This window comes from Streptomyces ossamyceticus, from assembly GCF_001418475.1.
GTDB lineage: Bacteria > Actinomycetota > Actinomycetes > Streptomycetales > Streptomycetaceae > Streptomyces > Streptomyces ossamyceticus.
This window is the reverse complement of record NZ_LIQX01000458.1, coordinates 1-16,167: the sequence shown is the minus strand read 5'-3', so window position 1 is coordinate 16,167 and position 16,167 is coordinate 1. Positions and strand designations below refer to the sequence as shown.

Annotated in this window: 11 protein-coding genes and 3 pseudogenes; 8 read left to right on the top strand and 6 right to left on the bottom strand. The window is 73.5% G+C overall.

The window, feature by feature from the left end; genetic code table 11:
• Nucleotides 1-137 precede the first annotated feature (137 nt).
• Nucleotides 138-893 (bottom strand): phosphodiesterase, encoded by a 756-nt coding sequence (locus tag AOK15_RS29280; protein ID WP_055521351.1) that lies wholly within the window; start codon nt 891-893, stop codon nt 138-140.
• 98 nt (nt 894-991) lie between these two features.
• Here AOK15_RS29280 and AOK15_RS42825 point away from each other — a divergent pair.
• Nucleotides 992-1,429 (top strand): annotated as a pseudogene (locus tag AOK15_RS42825) (LysE family translocator); the annotation flags it as partial.
• A 149-nt stretch (nt 1,430-1,578) separates the two neighbouring features.
• On the opposite strand, the pseudogene tnpA reads toward AOK15_RS42825, so the two are convergent.
• Nucleotides 1,579-1,987: pseudogene (gene tnpA / locus AOK15_RS29270) on the bottom strand (IS200/IS605 family transposase).
• Between the two features lie 34 nt (nt 1,988-2,021).
• On the opposite strand from tnpA, the gene AOK15_RS29265 reads away from it, so the two are divergent.
• The 4 genes and pseudogenes from AOK15_RS29265 (at nt 2,022) to AOK15_RS29255 (ending at nt 5,763) form a co-directional block, all read left to right on the top strand.
• Nucleotides 2,022-3,245: an RNA-guided endonuclease InsQ/TnpB family protein gene (locus AOK15_RS29265; protein WP_055521349.1), complete on the top strand. Its 1,224-nt coding sequence runs from the start codon at nt 2,022-2,024 to the stop codon at nt 3,243-3,245.
• An 86-nt stretch (nt 3,246-3,331) separates the two neighbouring features.
• Nucleotides 3,332-3,449 (top strand): annotated as a pseudogene (locus AOK15_RS47440) (LysE family translocator); the annotation flags it as partial.
• 246 nt (nt 3,450-3,695) lie between these two features.
• Nucleotides 3,696-4,769, top strand: coding sequence for an aminopeptidase P family protein (locus AOK15_RS29260; RefSeq protein WP_055521353.1), 1,074 nt, complete (start codon nt 3,696-3,698; stop codon nt 4,767-4,769).
• A 52-nt stretch (nt 4,770-4,821) separates the two neighbouring features.
• A complete protein-coding gene (locus AOK15_RS29255; RefSeq protein ID WP_055521348.1) occupies nt 4,822-5,763 on the top strand; it encodes an aminoglycoside phosphotransferase family protein in 942 nt (313 codons plus the stop codon).
• A gap of 756 nt (nt 5,764-6,519) precedes the next feature.
• Here AOK15_RS29255 and treZ read toward each other — a convergent pair.
• Nucleotides 6,520-8,265 carry a malto-oligosyltrehalose trehalohydrolase gene (gene treZ, locus AOK15_RS29250; protein WP_055521347.1) on the bottom strand — a complete coding sequence of 582 codons (1,746 nt, stop codon included), beginning with the start codon at nt 8,263-8,265 and terminating at the stop codon, nt 6,520-6,522.
• A gap of 215 nt (nt 8,266-8,480) precedes the next feature.
• On the opposite strand from treZ, the gene AOK15_RS29245 reads away from it, so the two are divergent.
• The 3 genes from AOK15_RS29245 to AOK15_RS29235 all read left to right on the top strand — a co-directional run bounded on the left by AOK15_RS29245 (nt 8,481) and on the right by AOK15_RS29235 (nt 10,983).
• A complete protein-coding gene (locus tag AOK15_RS29245) occupies nt 8,481-9,032 on the top strand; it encodes a DUF1707 and FHA domain-containing protein (protein WP_055521346.1) in 552 nt (183 codons plus the stop codon).
• A 152-nt stretch (nt 9,033-9,184) separates the two neighbouring features.
• A complete protein-coding gene (locus AOK15_RS29240) occupies nt 9,185-10,579 on the top strand; it encodes a M14 family zinc carboxypeptidase (RefSeq protein WP_055521352.1) in 1,395 nt (464 codons plus the stop codon).
• Nucleotides 10,576-10,983, top strand: coding sequence for an SSI family serine proteinase inhibitor (locus AOK15_RS29235; protein WP_055521345.1), 408 nt, complete (start codon nt 10,576-10,578; stop codon nt 10,981-10,983). Before AOK15_RS29240 ends, AOK15_RS29235 begins: the two co-directional genes overlap by 4 nt.
• Before the next feature lie 16 nt (nt 10,984-10,999).
• Here AOK15_RS29235 and AOK15_RS29230 read toward each other — a convergent pair whose 3' ends face one another.
• The 3 genes from AOK15_RS29230 to AOK15_RS29220 form a co-directional block, all read right to left on the bottom strand.
• Nucleotides 11,000-12,277: a M14 family zinc carboxypeptidase gene (locus AOK15_RS29230; protein ID WP_055521344.1), complete on the bottom strand. Its 1,278-nt coding sequence runs from the start codon at nt 12,275-12,277 to the stop codon at nt 11,000-11,002.
• A gap of 111 nt (nt 12,278-12,388) precedes the next feature.
• Nucleotides 12,389-14,722 carry a malto-oligosyltrehalose synthase gene (gene treY / locus AOK15_RS29225; RefSeq protein WP_055521343.1) on the bottom strand — a complete coding sequence of 778 codons (2,334 nt, stop codon included), beginning with the start codon at nt 14,720-14,722 and terminating at the stop codon, nt 12,389-12,391.
• Between the two features lie 70 nt (nt 14,723-14,792).
• Nucleotides 14,793-16,167, bottom strand: a 1,375-nt coding sequence (locus AOK15_RS29220) for a glycogen debranching protein (RefSeq protein WP_240508647.1), incomplete at its 5' end; no start/stop codon positions are given.

Sequence of the window (16,167 nt, the reverse complement as noted above, 5' to 3'; positions counted from 1 at the left end):
GGCCACCGGGGGTGGCCGTCTGAGCCCCGCCGGCCGCCCCCGGTGGCCGGCGCCGGGCGGCCGACCCTCCCCGGCGGCCCGTACCGGGTGCTGGTCACACCGACCCCCACGGGCGGGGACGGGCCCTTGGACGGGCCCTACGGCGCCACCCGGAAGTGGCTCGTCAGGCGGCCCTCGTCGTCCAGCACATGGAACGCCAGTCCGGGCGGCGCCTCCCGGTCCGCCACCTGGTCGCCCTCCCAGGGCAGCCGGAGCGTCCACGTCACCCCCGGCCCGACGACCAGCGGCCGCCCCGCGAACACGGTCGCGGCGGGCGTGTGGGCGTGCCCGGTGATGATCCCCGCGATCTCGGTCCGGCGCTCCAGCAGCCGGGCCAGCGCGGTGGGCCGACCCAACGGGTACGCGTCCGGTAGCGGGTGATGCAACGCCACCGGCGGATGGTGGAAGGCGAGCAGCGCCGGCCGGTCCCCGTCGAGGTCGTCGAGGGTCTCCTCGATCCAGGCGTACGTCTGCGCGTCCAGCTCGCCCTCGTCCCGCCCCGGCACGCTGGAGTCGCACATCAGCACCGCCGCGTCGTCGAAGAGGCGCACGCTGTTGACCGGCCCCTCGCCGGCCGGCTCGCCGAGCAGTGCCTTGCGGTAGGGCGCCCGGCTGTCGTGGTTGCCCGGACAGGTGAGCACCGGGAACGGGGCGTCCCCGTCCCGCAGCCCCAGCAGGCGCGCCGCCTCCTCGTACTCGGCCTCCGTGCCGTGGTCCGCGATGTCCCCGGTCACCAGAAGCGCGTCCACCCTGCCCGGCAGGCCCCACAGCAGGTCCCGCACCCGCTCGGCCCGCCGGGTGGCCCGGTCCGTCCCGTCCAGATGCAGATCACTGATGTGCGCGAGTACGAGCATCGCCGTACGCCTCCCTTGGGCCCACTATCTTAATGGAACAGGGGAATCTAAGCATTAGCGCTAACGGATAGGCAATCGGCAACCGTTAAGAGCTCGGCTCGCCGGGCCCCAGCACCGTGCTGATCATCAAGGAGTCGCTGCGGAGCAGGCGCGCCGGCTTCCTGACCGTGCTCGGCAACGAGACCGGCGTCTTCGTCCGGGGCGTCGTCGCCGCGCTCGGTTCGACCGCGCTGCCGGTCGCGTCGGAACCGGCCCACGCCGTCATGCGGATCGTCGGCGCGGTGGTCCTCGTCGCGTTCGGCGTGCAGACCCTGAGGCAGGCCCGCCGGGCGAAGGGCGACCGGCGCCGGGTCCGGGCGAGGCGGCCGGGAAGAGCGGCTGGGCCTCGTACCGGGGCGGGCTGCTGCTCAACCTCGCCCACCCCAAAGCGGCGATCTTCGCCATGTCGTTCCTGCCGCAGTTCGTGCCCGAGGGCGCGCCCCGCCTGCCTTGGGGGCACCGCCCACGCCCTCGCCGCGCTGTGGGCGGTCTACGACAGTGCATCGGCCTTCAGGCCGGTTGTGAAGCGAATCTGACAGTTGTGGCGCGGAGCGTCGCAGACTCAGGTCCGGTGATGCCGGACACCGCGGTTCTTCGCCTGCGGGGCGGAGCGTCGCGAGAGTGCTCCCGGCGGAGCTGGTGGTGCTTACATCGGCCGGTTCTGCTGTTCGTGTACTGCTTGACCACGGTCAGCGGTGCGCCGCCGACGGTTCCGGCGAAGTAGGACCCGGACCAGGACTTGTTGGCCCGCCAGTAGTGGCGCGCCAGGTCGGGGTAACTCCTGACGGAGGCGGCGGGAGGAGGCGCCATTTGAGGGAGTTGACCAGCTTGGTCACGGCGACCTTGGGCGGGAAGTTCACCAGCAGGTGGACGTGATTGTCCTCGCCGTTGAACTCCACCAGATCGCACTCGAAGCCGGTACACACCGACTGCATGATCTCCTCCATCCGACTCAGGTGGGCATCGGTGAACACCTTGTGCCGGAACTTGGTCACGAAGACCAAGTGGACGTGCATCACGAAAGCACAGTGACGACCAGTTCTGGTCACCCGCATCTCACCCGTAACCCAAGTACGTAGGGTGACGGCCATGCAGCTCAGGTACAGCTTCCGCCTGTACCCGGACACCGGCCAGCTGAGGGCGTTGGCGAAGGCGTTCGGGTGCGCCCGTGTCGTGTTCAACGACGCGGTCCGCGCCCGTGAAGACGCCCGAAAGGCCAAGCAGCCGTTCCCGACGGCCGGTCAACTGTCCCGGAGGCTGATCACCGAGGCAAAGCGGACGCCGGAGCGGTCCTGGCTGGGTGAGGTCTCCGCGGTGGTGCTCCAGCAGTCCCTGCGGGACGCCGAGACCGCGTACCGCAACTTCTTCGCCTCTCTCAAGGGCACCCGAAAGGGCGCCAGGATCGGACCGCCTCGCTGCAAGTCGCGCAAAGATGCCCGGCAGTCGATCCGGTTCACCGCTAATGCCCGCTGGAGCATCACCCGCAGTGGCCGTCTGAACCTGCCGAAGATCGGCGCGGTGAAGGTGCAGTGGTCCCGCACGCTGCCCTCCACCCCCACCTCCGTCACCGTCATCAAGGACGCGGCCGGCAGGTTCTTCGCCTCCTTCGTCATCGACACCGACCCCGCCGCCGACCAGGCGCGGATGCCCGAAACCGACCGCACCATCGGCATCGATCTCGGACTCACCCACTTCGCGGTCCTCTCCGACGGTACGAAGATCGACTCCCCGCGTTTTCTACGGCGGGCGGAGAAGAAGCTGAAGAAGGCCCAGCAGGAGCTGTCCCGCAAACAGAAGGGATCCAGGAACCGCGCCAAGGCCCGCCTGAAGGTCGCCCGCGCCCACGCCAAGGTCACCGACGCACGCCGTGAGTTCCACCACCAACTCTCCACAAAGCTGATCTCCGAGAACCAAGGGATCGCCGTGGAAGAACTGTCCGTGGCGGGACTGGCACGCACCAGACTGGCGAAGTCGGTGCACGACGCCGGATGGGCATCATTCATCAGCATGCTGGAGTACAAAGCGCAGCGGTACGGCCGCACCCTGGTCACGATCGGCCGGTTCACACCGACCTCCCGAACCTGCTCCACCTGCGGCGTGGTGGACGGGCCCAAACCCCTGAACGTGCGGAAGTGGACGTGTGCCGCCTGTGGCGTGGTCCACGACCGGGACGTCAACGCCGCGATTAACGTGAAGACGGCCGCCGGACTGGCGGTGACGGCCTGTGGAGCGCAGGTAAGACCGGGACGAGTCCCGGCGCAGTGCGACGAAGCAGGAAGCCACGGATTCCCGTCGAAAGACTGTGTCGCGTAGCGGCACAGCAACAGACGAGAAGGCCAGAATCCTCGGGCTACAGTCCGAGGAGCAAGTCAATACGGCGTGTACGTGTGGTGCCGTGCGTGTGGTGCGTCGGCCGGATGAGGGCCGTTCTGTCCCGCGCGGGCGTCCGACGGCGCCTGGAGCAGGTGTCCGGCGGCGTGCTGCTGCTCCGGCGCCCGCCTCGCCCTGGAGCGCTGACAGGGCGGCCCGGCAACGGGCGCGCCGGAGCGCACGCGCGCCGACACCCTGCGGCAATGGGGTCGCGTGCACTGCCGCGGACGGGCAGGATGCTGCCCGTAGGGCGTGCCGCGCCCTGCCCCAGGGAACTCCGAGCCCACGGAGGCATGGATGACCGGCACGTCTGGCCATGGATCCGCGCCACTGACCGCCGACGACCCGCCCGCCCCCCTGACGCCCTTCACCGTCGACGACTACCGCGTCCGGATGCGGCGGGCCGCGCGCGCCGCGGCCGAAGCGGGGCTCGACGGGCTGCTGGTGGCGCCCGGCCCCGACCTGGTGTGGCTGACGGGGTACCGGCCGCCGGAGACCGAGCGGCTCACCCTGCTGGTGCTGCGGGACGGTGAGGACCCGGTGCTGGTGGTGCCCGCCCTGGAGGCACCGGACGCCGAGGAGGCCCCCGGCGGCCGCGCGCTGGACCTGCGCGACTGGGCCGACGGCAAGGACCCCTACGACACGGCGGTGCCCCTCCTCGGGCCGCGCGGCCGTTTCGGCGTCAGCGACAACACCTGGGCGCTGCACCTGCTCGGCCTGCAGGGGCGGCTGCCCGGCGCGGCGTACGTCGGGCTGTCCGAGGCCCTGCCGATGCTGCGGGCCGTCAAGGACGCGGCGGAGCTGGAGCGGATGGCGACGGCGGGCGCGGCCGCCGACCGGGCGTACGAGGAGATCCGGGGGGTCCGGTTCGCCGGGCGCCGGGAGACCGAGGTCGCCGCCGACCTCGCCGACCTGCTGCGGCGGTTCGGGCACTCCCAGGTCGACTTCACGATCGTCGCCTCCGGGCCCAACGGAGCCAACCCGCACCACGAGGCCGGCGACCGCGTCATCACCGACGGCGACATGGTCGTCCTCGACTTCGGCGGACTCAAGGACGGCTACGGCTCCGACACCTCCCGCACCGTCCACGTCGGCGAACCCGACGCCGAGGAACGCGAGGTGCACGACGTCGTACGCGCCGCCCAGGAGGCCGGGTTCCACGCGGTCCGGCCCGGCGCCGCCTGCCAGGAGGTCGACCGGGCGGCCCGCGCCGTCATCGCCGACGCCGGGTACGGAGACCGCTTCATCCACCGCACCGGCCACGGCATCGGCGTCACCACCCACGAGCCGCCGTACATGGTCGAGGGCGAGGAACGCCCCCTCGTGCCCGGCATGTGCTTCTCCGTCGAACCCGGCGTCTACCTGCCGGGCCGCTTCGGGGTGCGGATCGAGGACATCGTGACCGTCACCGAGGACGGCGGGCGGCGCCTCAACACCACCCCGCGCGACATGGCGATAGTGCACTGACCCCTCCAAGGAGCCCCGAACCCCCTCCCCTCCGGACGAGACCGGCGCGACCATGACCCAGGCACCGACACCCACCGCGGACACCGTCCGCCGACTGGTCCGTTCCCTGATGAAGAACGGCGAGGGGAGGGCCGGCGGCGCGGGCGGCGACGGCCCCGACGTACGGCCCGTCACCGAGGAGGGCGGGCCGTGGGCCTGGTGGGTCGGCACCCGCCATGTGCTGCGCCTCGCCCCCGACCGGCACGCCGTCGTACGGCAGCGGCGCGAACTGCGGCTGCGTGACCTGGTCCGGCCGCACGTCGGCGTCGCCGTCCCGGTGAGCGTCGCGCACGGCGAATGGTCCGGCGGCCTCACCTACACGCTCGACACGCGCATCCCCGGCACCGCCGCCCCCGTGCACGACGTGTCCGCCGTCGGCGAGGACGACCTCGCCGGGCTCCTCACCGGTCTGCGCGAGGTGCCGCAGCGGCAGGCGGAGGCGCTCGGGGTGCCCCGGCTGCCGGCGCGCTCCCTGGAGACCCTGCGGACGGCGGCGGGGCGGGCCGCCAAGCAGCTCGCCGGGGCGGACGAGTTCGACCCGGCGCGGCTGGGGCAGCTCACCGCGCCCAACGCCGCGCAGCTCACCGCCCCCGCGGCCGTGCTCGTCCACCACGCGCTGACCGGCGAACACCTGCTGGTCGGCGCCGACGGGCGGGTGCGGGGGGTGCTGGACTGGAGCGACGCGGCGGTCGGTGACCCCGCCGAGGACATCGCGCGCCTCGCGACGGCGGTCGGCGCGCCCGCGGCGGTCCGCGCGGCGACCCTCGCGGGGTACGGGGCGCGGCCCTGTCTGCGGGGGCTCTGGCTGGCCCGCTGCGACACGGTCGTCGCTCTCGCGACGGCCGCGCAGGGGCGGGGGCCGGCCGCGCCGCTCCCCGCGTTGCGGGAGCGGCTGCGGAGGGCGTGGGAGCCGATCCTGCTGGAACGGGTGACCGATCTGCGGGGCGAGGACTGAGACGCGTGTGCGGTGACGGGGTCGCTCCCGGCGGGGAGCGTTCGGGGTCGCGGGTCGCCCAGCAACTCGGGGGCGGGCGTGGCACGGCGACTGCGGCCGGGTTCCTGGTCGCTCGCGCAGTTCCCCCGCGCCCCCACCAGAGCGGCGAAGCCACCCGTTCCGCCGCACGCCGCGCAACCGCCGCGCCGCCCGCGCATCGCCCCGCCGTACTGGCCCCGCGCCCGATTTCGCCGGCCCGCCGCCGCGCCTGACCTCCGCCATGCCGACCGCCGCGCACCGGCCTCCGCCGTGTTGACCGCCGCGCACCGGCCTCCGCTGTGCGACTGCCGCATGTCGGCCTCCGCTGTGCCGGCCGCCGCGGGCCAGCCCTAGCCGTGCCGGCCCCGTTCCCGATTTCAGTGGCTCGCCGCCGCGCCCGGCCTCGCCGTGCCGACCGCCGCAGGCCGGCCTCCGCTGTGCGACTGCCGCATGTCGGCCGCCGCTGTGCCGGCCCTGTGTGTGATTTCAGCGGCTCGCTGCCGCGCGCTGGCCTCCGCTGTGCCGACCGCCGCGCGCCAGCCCCCGCCGTGTCGGCCCCGTTCCCGATTTCAGTGGCTCGCCGCCGCGCCCGGCCTCGCCGTGCCGACCGCCGAAGGCCGGCCTCCGCTGTGCGACTGCCGCATGTCGGCCCCCGCCGTGTCGCCCCCGCCGTGCAGGCCCCTTGCCGGCCCACCCGTCGAGTGCCCCCCGGTCGGCCGCGGCAGCGTCACGGCAGCGTCACGGCACTGTCAGTACCACGCAGGATTCGGGCGGCAGGGTCAGTAGGCCGTCGGGGCCCGGGGGGTTCACCGGGGTCCACGCGGCCAGGATTCGGGCCTCCGCCGTGCCGAGGGGGATGGCCGTCGGTTCCTTGCCGAGGTTGAGGGCCACCCGGACGTCGCCGCGGCGGAAGCCGAACCAGCGGGCGTCCTCGTCGTACGCGACCTTGACGTCGGACAGGTCCGGGTCGGAGAGGTCGGGGTGGGTGCGGCGCAGGGCGATCAGGTCGCGGTACCAGGCCAGCATCCGCGCGTGGGGCTCGACCGACGGCTCGGACCAGTCCAGGCACGAGCGGTCACGCGTCGCCGGGTCCTGCGGGTCCGGCACGTCCTCCTCCGCCCAGCCGTGCTCCGCGAACTCCCGGCGCCGCCCCCGCCGTACCGCCTCGGCCAGCTCCGGATCGGTGTGGTCGGTGAAGAACTGCCAGGGTGTGCCCGCCGCCCACTCCTCGCCCATGAACAGCATGGGCGTGAACGGCCCCGTGAGCGTCAGCGCCGCCGCGCACGCCAGCAGACCGGGGGAGAGCGTCGCCGACAGCCGGTCGCCCTGGGCCCGGTTGCCGACCTGGTCGTGGGTCTGGGTGTAGCCGAGCAGCCGGTGCGCGGAGACCCGCGTACGGTCCAGGGGGCGGCCGTGGGACCGGCCACGGAACGACGAGTACGTGCCGTCGTGGAAGTACCCGCCGGTGAGGGTCTTCGCCAGTCCGGCGAGCCCCGCCCGCGCGAAGTCCGCGTAGTAGCCATGCGATTCGCCGGTCAGGGTCGTGTGCAGCGTGTGGTGGAAGTCGTCGTTCCACTGCGCGTGCAGCCCGGTGCCGCCCTCCGCGCGCGGGGTGACGAGCCGCGGGTCGTTCAGATCGGACTCGGCGATCAGGAACAACGGCCGCCCCACCTCGGCGCCGAGCGCGTCCACGGCCGTCGACAACTCCTCCAGGAAGTGGCACGCGCGCGTGTCGCGCAACGCGTGCACCGCGTCCAGGCGCAGCCCGTCGAGCCGGTAGTCCCGCAGCCACGCCAGCGCACTGCCGAGGAAATACGCCCGCACGTCGTCCGAACCGGGCGCGTCCAGGTTGACCGCGGCGCCCCAGGGCGTGTGGTGCCGCTCGGTGAAGTACGGGCCGAACACCGGCAGGTAATTGCCGGACGGGCCCAGGTGGTTGTGGACCACGTCGAGCACGACCCCGAGGCCCAGCCCGTGCGCCGCGTCCACGAACCGCTTGAGGGCCTCGGGGCCGCCGTACGGCTCGTGCACGGCCCACAGCGAGACCCCCTCGTACCCCCAGCCGTGCGTCCCCGGGAACGGGCAAAGCGGCATCAACTCGACGTGGGTGACGCCCAGTTCGGCGAGATGTCCGAGCCGCTCGGCGGCCGCGTCCAGCGTGCCCTCGGGCGTGTACGTGCCCACGTGCAGCTCGTACAGCACCGCGCCCGGCAGTCCGCGCCCCTCCCACGGCACCCGCCACGCGTACCGCCCGTGGTCGACGACCGCGCTCGGTCCGTCCGGGCCGTCCGGCTGACGGCGCGAGCGCGGGTCGGGCCGGACCGGCCCGTCGTCGACGGCGAACCCGTAGCGCGTGCCGTCGCTCGCCTCCGCGTCGGCCGTCCACCAGCCCGGTCGCTCGGGATCGCGCTCCATCGCGTGCGTGGCGCCCTCGCTGTGGAGCGTCATCCGGTCGGCTTGCGGTGCCCACACCTCGAACTGCACGGAACGGTTCTCCCTCGGCTGCCGGTCGTGATGGTCGGGGGACGGTCAGGAGTCGTCATGGAGCCTTCCCGTCCATCGTGCGACAAACGAGATCAAGGCGCCCTCGGATCGGCGCGTTTGCCCCGCGCGCCGCACTCTCGCTCGCCATGTCCGAGGATCGTCACCGTTTACCGGTTTTCTGGACACCCCGGCTTCACTGACCGACAATCACACGCGTGACGTCGTCTTTCGAGTTCCACACGTACCCCGCGCGGCTGTCGGACGCCGAGCGCGACAACGCGCTGAGGGTTCTCCGTGACGGCGTCGCCCTCGGTCGTCTCTCCCACGACACGTTCATCCGGCGCATGGAGCTGGCGCTCACCGCCCGCCGCTCCGACGAGCTGGCCGCGCTCACCGCCGACCTGCCCGTCGAGAGCCGCTGGTCCCGGCTGGTCCTCGGCACCGTGGGGGCGGTCTCCGGATTCGGGGTGAAGCTCCGCCGGGCCTGGCAGGCCGAGCGGCTGCCCAAGCTCCAGCTGCCGCACCCGGCGAGCGGCCACGCCCTGCGCATCGGCCGCGACCCCGCCAACGGGCTGCGGCTCAGCCACGAGACGGTCTCCCGGGTGCACGCCGAGCTGACCCGGCAGGGTGGCATGTGGATCCTGCGCGACCTCGGCTCCACCAACGGCACCACCGTCAACGGACGTCGGGTCATCGGAGCGGCCGTCGTCCGCGACGGAGACCAGGTGGGTTTCGGCCGTATGACCTTCCGCCTCTCCTCCGAGTGACCCCGTCGGCCGAGCCACCGCAAAGCTCTGGCCTGGGATTTACGCAGCGAGTTTCCGAACATGCCTAGTGTTCCGGGGTGTTGACGTGCGTTCTCGGCCATGACTGACTGTGCGTACACCATGCACACCAGGTGAACCGACGGCGTCGCACTCTGGGGAGGTGTGCCCTGCCGCCACTCCTCCGCTACCCGACCGTGGACGAGCTGTCCGCCCGCGCCGCGACCCTCGTCACCCGACATCCGCACCGCGCCCGACTGCGTCGCGTGGGCACCTCACGGGCGGGCACACCGATGTGGCTGCTGTCCGTCGGCCGGGGCACCCGCCAGGCCCTCGTCGTCGCCGGCCCCCACCCCAACGAACCCGTCGGCGGCGCCACGGTCCTGCGGATCGCCGAACGCGCCCTGGCCGACCCCCGGTTCACCGAGGACGTCGACACCACCTGGAACCTGCTGCTCTGCCTCGACCCCGACGGCTCCCGACGCAACGAGGACTGGCTGGCCGGCCCCTACACCCTCGGCCACTACTTCCGGCACTTCTTCCGCCCCGGCTTCCTGGAACAGCCCGAGTGGCTGCCCGACGGAGCGGCCGCCGCCGCCCTGCCGGAGACCCGCGCCCTGCTCGCCCTCCAGGACGAGCTGCGCCCCTTCTTCCAGTGCTCCCTGCACGGCGTCGACGTCGGCGGCGGCTTCGTCGAACTCACCCGCGACCTGCCCGGCCTCGCCGAGCGGGTCACCCGGATCGCCGGCCGCCTCGCGATACCCCGCGAGCTGAGCCCGTACGACACCCTGTACTGGCCGCGCCTCGGCCCCGCCGTCTACCGCATCCCGCCCCCGCGCCGCGGTGACCTGGCCGCCGCGATCACCGAGGCCGCCGTCGAGTCCACCTGGTACCACCCGCACCGCTACGGCACCCTCACCGCCGTCGTCGAGGCCCCCATGTGGGGTGTGGCCGCCGTGGAGGACGGCTCGCCCTCACCCGACGCCCACGCGGTCCTGCGCACCGTCAGCCGGGCGCTGCGCCGCGACACCCGGCTCCTGGAGGGCATCCTCGCCCGTGTCCGCCCCTCGGTGAGCCGCGGCCCGGACGCCGCCCGGCTCCTCGCCCCCGTCGACGACTATGTACTGGTCGGACCCGGCCTCGCCGACGCCTGGGACCCCGACGTCCACGACGGCACCGCCCGCCCGCTGCCCCCGCTCGACACCGCCCGGCTCACCACCCTCGCCATCTCCGGCCGCCGGGTCGCCCTGCGCACCGCCGGGCTGCTGCACCAGCTGGTGACCCGCGCCGGACACGACCCGGCGGGCGCGCTGCCCGAGCTGAACCGGCTCCTCGACGAGTGGTGCGCCGACTACCGCGACCGCTACGGGGCGCGCTGGATCCCGGTGGCCCGCCAGACGGAGTACCAGACCCGTGTCGTCCTCGCCGCGTTCGAGCTGGCCGCCCGCCGGGCCCGCGGCACGCCCGCCCGCGGCGAACCGCACCCCGAGTCCCGTTCGGGTGAGCCGGAATGGAGTTCCGAGCCCGCCGTGCCGATGCACCGGGAATGACGAACACCACCCTCCACACCGTCCGCGGCGGCCTGCTCGCGACCCTCGCCCTGCTGACCCTCGGCGCCGCCGCGCCCGCCGGGGCCGCCCTCCCGGGCGACTGGCTCTACGTCACCGTCACCCGCGGCGACGCCCGCTCCGGCGACACCCGCGGCACCCTGCTGCTGTGCGACCCGCCGCAGGGCCACGCCCGTGCCGCCGAGGCCTGCGCGGAACTGGCCGGGGTGGGTGGCGACGTCGGCCGCATCCCCCTGAAGAACGGCATGTGCGTCCAGGTCTACGCCCCCGTCCGGGTCACCGCGCGCGGAGAGTGGGACGGCCGGCCCGTCACCTACGAGCACACCTTCGCCAACAGCTGTGTGATGGCGGCCCGCACGGGTTCGGTGTTCGCCCTGTCGAGCTGACCGCACCGGTGAGGGCTCAGGGCCCGCCGTCGCCCCGCGCGTGGGAAGCCGCCGCCAGCACCGTCCGCATCTGGTGCTCCACCTGGTCCCGCACCGGCACCCACCGCGCGCGGAACCGGTCGGCGAACGAGTCGCTCCACTCACCGACGAGCTGCTCCAGCAGCGGCGCCCCCGGATCCCCGGCGTCCGCCAGCACCCGCCGCAGCATCGCCGCCGCCCGCAGCGGCAACCGGCGCCCGAAGGCGTCCACACTGCCCACGTACGCCCGCGACACATCGGGCGGCGGCCCCGCCACCCAGTCGCGGGCCAGCCCCGGCACCAGCTCCAGCGCCCACCGGGCGGCCCGCAGCAGCGGCCCCTCGGGGCCCGGCAGCCGGGGCAGCGCCTCGTCGAGGATCCGCTCCACCTCGCCCGCCTCGTCGAGCAGCCGCCGGGACAGCTCCCGCAGCGCCGCCGTCGGGGCCGGGTGCGGGGCGGTGTCGTCCACCAGGTCGCTCGCCCACATCGGCACCTCGACGATCGCGGTGAGCCCGCCGTACCGGTGCGCGTGGTACCAGGTGCTGTGCCGCGCGTCGTCGGGCAGGCTCGGGAACGCCGCGTGCCCGGGGCCCGGCATCACGAACACCCCGGGGCCGGAGGCGGGCCATCCCGCCGCGTCGGAGGCGCTCGTCTCCACCGGTATGCCGAGCTCCGCCGCCGACTTGGCGAACGGCTCGGCCAGCCCCGGCACGTTCTTCGTCAACTGCACCCAGCTGCCGCCGAGATCCGTGCCGTGCAGGGTCACCTGGAGGTAGGGCCGCAGCTCGTCCAGCACCCTCACCAGTGCCCGTGTCTCGGGCGGCAGCCGGTCCGGCGGCAGCACCGCGGGCGACCACTCCGGCTGCTCCGGCGCGGCCGGCCGGAAGAACCCCAGGTGGTAGTCGAGGAGGGTGCGTGGGGCCGGGGCCGTGTGCAGGCTCGCCCCGTCCGGGTCCGCGCACAGCACGAAGTGCCAGGAGACCCCGGTCCGCAACGCCCGGTCCCGCGCCACGCGCTCGGCGAGCGCCAGCACCGTCGAGCCGCCCGTCGGCTCGTTCGCGTGGGCGCCCGCGACGACGAGGACGGCACGTCTCGCATGGCCGACGGACAGCAGCCGCAGCGGCCGGCCGGCCCGCGAGAGACCGATTCTTCTGAGGGCGCACAGGTGCGGCCGGCGAACCGTCAGCTCCCTCGCACGCGACTCCAGCTCCGCCACCGTGGGATAACCCGGCTCCAACAGCAGACCCACCCCCGTCCAGTCCACCTGTGTCCACATCCCCGCGTCCGACCTGATCGAGCGCGGGGATGCATGCAGTGTGCGTCGGCGCACGGGGCGGCTCCCAGGGGCGCCCGGAGGCATTCACGGCGACCGGCGCGGATGTCGTCGCTACTCTGCGCCGACCCGCTCCAGCAGCGCCACCGGCAGCCCCTCGAACAGCTCCGCCACCGGTACCTCACCCGTGAACTCCCGTTCCCCGCCGAGGACGTCGTACCACCGCCCGGCGGGCAGCGCCAGCCGCGTGTCCGCCCAGCCGCCGTCCCCGGCGAGCCGCAGCGACAGCCGGGTGACCGCCGTGACGACCGCGCCGGACCGCGCGAACGCCACGCAGTGCCCGGCAGCGGGTCCGGCCGCGGCGAGCGGCGTGTACGTGGCCGCGTCTGCGAACAGCTCCGGCCGCCGCTGCCGCAGCCGCAGCGCGGCCACGGTGACCCGGTGCTTGTCCGAGTCCCCGTCCCGCGGGGCGAACGGCGCCCGGTTGTCCGGGTCCACCAGCGCCCGGTACTCGCCCTCCGTGCCCTGGTAGACGTCCGGCACCCCCGGCATGGTCAGCTGGACCAGGGCCGCACCGAGGACGTTCGCACGGATGTACGGCTCCAGTTCGGCGCGCAGCCGCCCGGTGACCTCCGTGTCCGCCGCCGGGCCCCGCGCCACGAACTCGGCGACCGCCCGCTCGTAGGCGGCGTTCTGCTCGGTCCAGGAGGTGTGCAGCCCCGCCTCCCGCACATGCTTGAGCAGCGCCCCCTCCAGGCGCTCCGCGTCGGCCGGCCCGAGCCCGAACGCGGTCTGCCACGCGGCCCACGCCAGCTGCGCGTCCGGCACCCCGGCACCGTCCCGCGTCACCTCCGCCAGCGTGTCGGCCCATCGCTCGGGGCATTCGCCGAGCACCGCGACCGCCGCCCGGACATCGGCGCTGCGTTTGGTGTCGTGCGTCGACAGCACCGTCCCGGTGACCGGCCAGTCCCGCTGCACGCGCGCGCAGTAGGCGTGGAAGTCCTCCAGGGAGACGGCGGGGCTCCCCGGATTCCCGCCCACCTCGTTCGCGGACAGCAGCGGCACATGGCGGTAGAAGGCCGTGTCCTCCACCGACTTGGCCCGCAACGCCGACGACGTCTGCGCGAACCGCGTACGGAACTCCACCTGCTCCGGCCCGTCCCCGAACCGCCCCAGCACCAGATCCCGTACGACGTCGACCGCCCGCGCCTCCTCGGGCACCGCGAACGCCGTGCGCGCCTCGGCGGCCGCCTCCTCCGTGACGACCAGGGAGGCGTCCTCGCAGGCGTACGGCCGGTAGACCTCCATCCGTACGAGCAGCTCGCACAGCGCGGTGCGCAGCGCCCACGGCGCGCGGTCGCGCAGCGCCAGCTCGGGGGAGCGCTCGCACAGTCCGTGCGCCACCCGGGTGAGCCGGTCCACCTCCGCCGCCAGTTCGTGCGTGAGCACCTCGTACGCGGCGCGCCGTGCTGTCGCCGCCCAGTCGCCGCCCCGGTCGGGCTCGGCGGCCGTGAACCGCCGGTACCGGTCGAGCAACTCGCCGGCCCCCGCCGGGTCGGCGAACAGGCCGTCGACGTGCCGCAGCGCGTCGTAGCCGGTGGTCCCCGCGACCGGCCAGGCCGCCGGCAGGGCCTCGCCGTCCGCGAGGATCTTCTCGACGACGGTCCACCGGCCGCCGGTGGCCTCGTGCAGCCGCCGCAGATAGGCGTCGGGGTCGGCGAGCCCGTCGGGATGGTCGACCCGCAGCCCGTCGACGACACCGTCGTGCAGCAGCTCCAGGATCTTCGCGTGGGTCGCCTCGAACACCTCCGGCTCCGCCACACGCACCCCGATCAGCTCCGAGATGCTGAAGAAACGCCGGTAGTTCAGCTCCGTACGGGCCAGCCGCCACCACACCGGCCGGTACCACTGCGCGTCCAGCAGCCGCGGCAGCGGCAGCTTCTCCGTGCCCTCCCGCAAGGGCAGGACATGGTCGTAGTACCGCAGCTCCTGTCCGTCGACGACGAACTGGTCGATCTCGTCGCCCAGCGGCCCCCCGAGCACCGGCAGCAGCACCTGCCCGCCCCGCGCCTCCCAGTCGATGTCGAACCACCGCGCGTACGGCGACCCTGGGCCCTCCCGCAGCACCTCCCACAGCGGCCGGTTGTGCCGGGGCGCCATCGCCATGTGGTTCGGCACGATGTCCACGACCAGCCCCAGCCCGTGCTCCCTGGCGACCCGCGCCAGCTCCCGCAGCCCCGCCTCACCTCCCAACTCGCCGCGTACGTGCCCGTGATCGACCACGTCGTAGCCGTGCGCCGACCCCGGTACCGCCTCCAGCACCGGGGACAGATGCAGATGCGACACGCCGAGCGAGGCGACGTACGGCACGGCGTCCGCCGCGGCGGCGAACGGGAACGCGGGCTGGAGCTGGAGCCGATAAGTGGCGGAAGGCACGACAGACGTCATAGGGACCTACGTACCCGCCCCTGACGGTTCGGAGCACCCTGACACGCGAGGAGAGGGGGTTTTCCCGCGGCTACGCCGGCCGCCGCAGCACCGCGAGGCTCCGGTCCACCAGCGTCACCCGCTCCCCGGCGTCCACCTTCGGCCCGTCGTCGGGAACCGCGTCGTCCCGCCCCGTGTCCACGACCACCTGCCACTGCCGCCCGTGGTTGACGGGCACCACGAACTCCAGCGGCTCGGCCGAGGCATTGACCATCAGCAGGAACGAGTCGTCGGTGATCCGCTCCCCGCGTGCGCCCGGCTCGGAGATCGCGTTGCCGTTGAGGAACACGGTCAGCGCGCCGGCCCGGGCCGAGTCCCAGTCCCGCTGGGTCATCTCCCGGCCCTCCGGGGTGAACCAGGCGATGTCCGACAGCTCGTCGTGCGTGCCCTCCACGGCACGCCCGTGGAAGAACCGCCGCCGCCGGAAGACGGGGTGGTCCTTCCGCAGCCAGACCATCGCGCGGGTGAAGGCCGGCAGATCGGCGAAAGCGTCGGCGCTCCCGCAGCCCGCCTCGGCTTCACCCTCGTCGGCGCTGTCGGCGGCACCGCCGTCGGCGGACGGCCAGGGCACCCAGGACAGCTCGTTGTCCTGGCAGTACGCGTTGTTGTTGCCCCGCTGCGTGCGGCCGAACTCGTCACCGTGGCTGAGCATCGGCACGCCCTGCGACAGCATCAGCGTGGCGATGAAGTTCCGCATCTGCCGGACCCGCAGCGCGAGCACCTCGGGATCGTCGGTCTCGCCCTCGGCGCCGCAGTTCCACGACCGGTTGTGGCTCTCGCCGTCCCGGTTGTCCTCGCCGTTCGCGTCGTTGCGCTTCTCGTTGTAGGAGACCAGATCCCGCATCGTGAAGCCGTCGTGGCAGGTCACGAAGTTGATGGAGGCCAGCGGGCGCCGCCCGTCGTCCTGGTACAGGTCGGACGAGCCGGTCAGCCGCGACGCGAACTCGGCGAGGGTGCGCGGCTCACCGCGCCACAGGTCCCGCACGGTGTCCCGGTACTTGCCGTTCCACTCGGTCCACAGCGGCGGGAAGTTCCCCACCTGGTAGCCGCCCTCGCCGACGTCCCAGGGCTCGGCGATCAGCTTCACCTGGGAGACCACCGGGTCCTGCTGGACCAGGTCGAAGAACGACGACAGCCGGTCCACCTCGTGGAACTGCCGGGCCAGCGTGGCGGCCAGGTCGAAGCGGAACCCGTCCACATGCATCTCGGTGACCCAGTACCGCAGCGAGTCCATGATCAGCTGGAGGACGTGCGGGGACCGCATCAGCAGCGAGTTCCCGGTCCCCGTCGTGTCCATGTAGTAGCGGGGGTCGTCCGTCAGCCGGTAGTACGACGGATTGTCGAGACCCCGGAACGACAGCGTCGGGCCCAGGTGGTTGCCCTCGGCCGTGTGGTTGTAGACCACG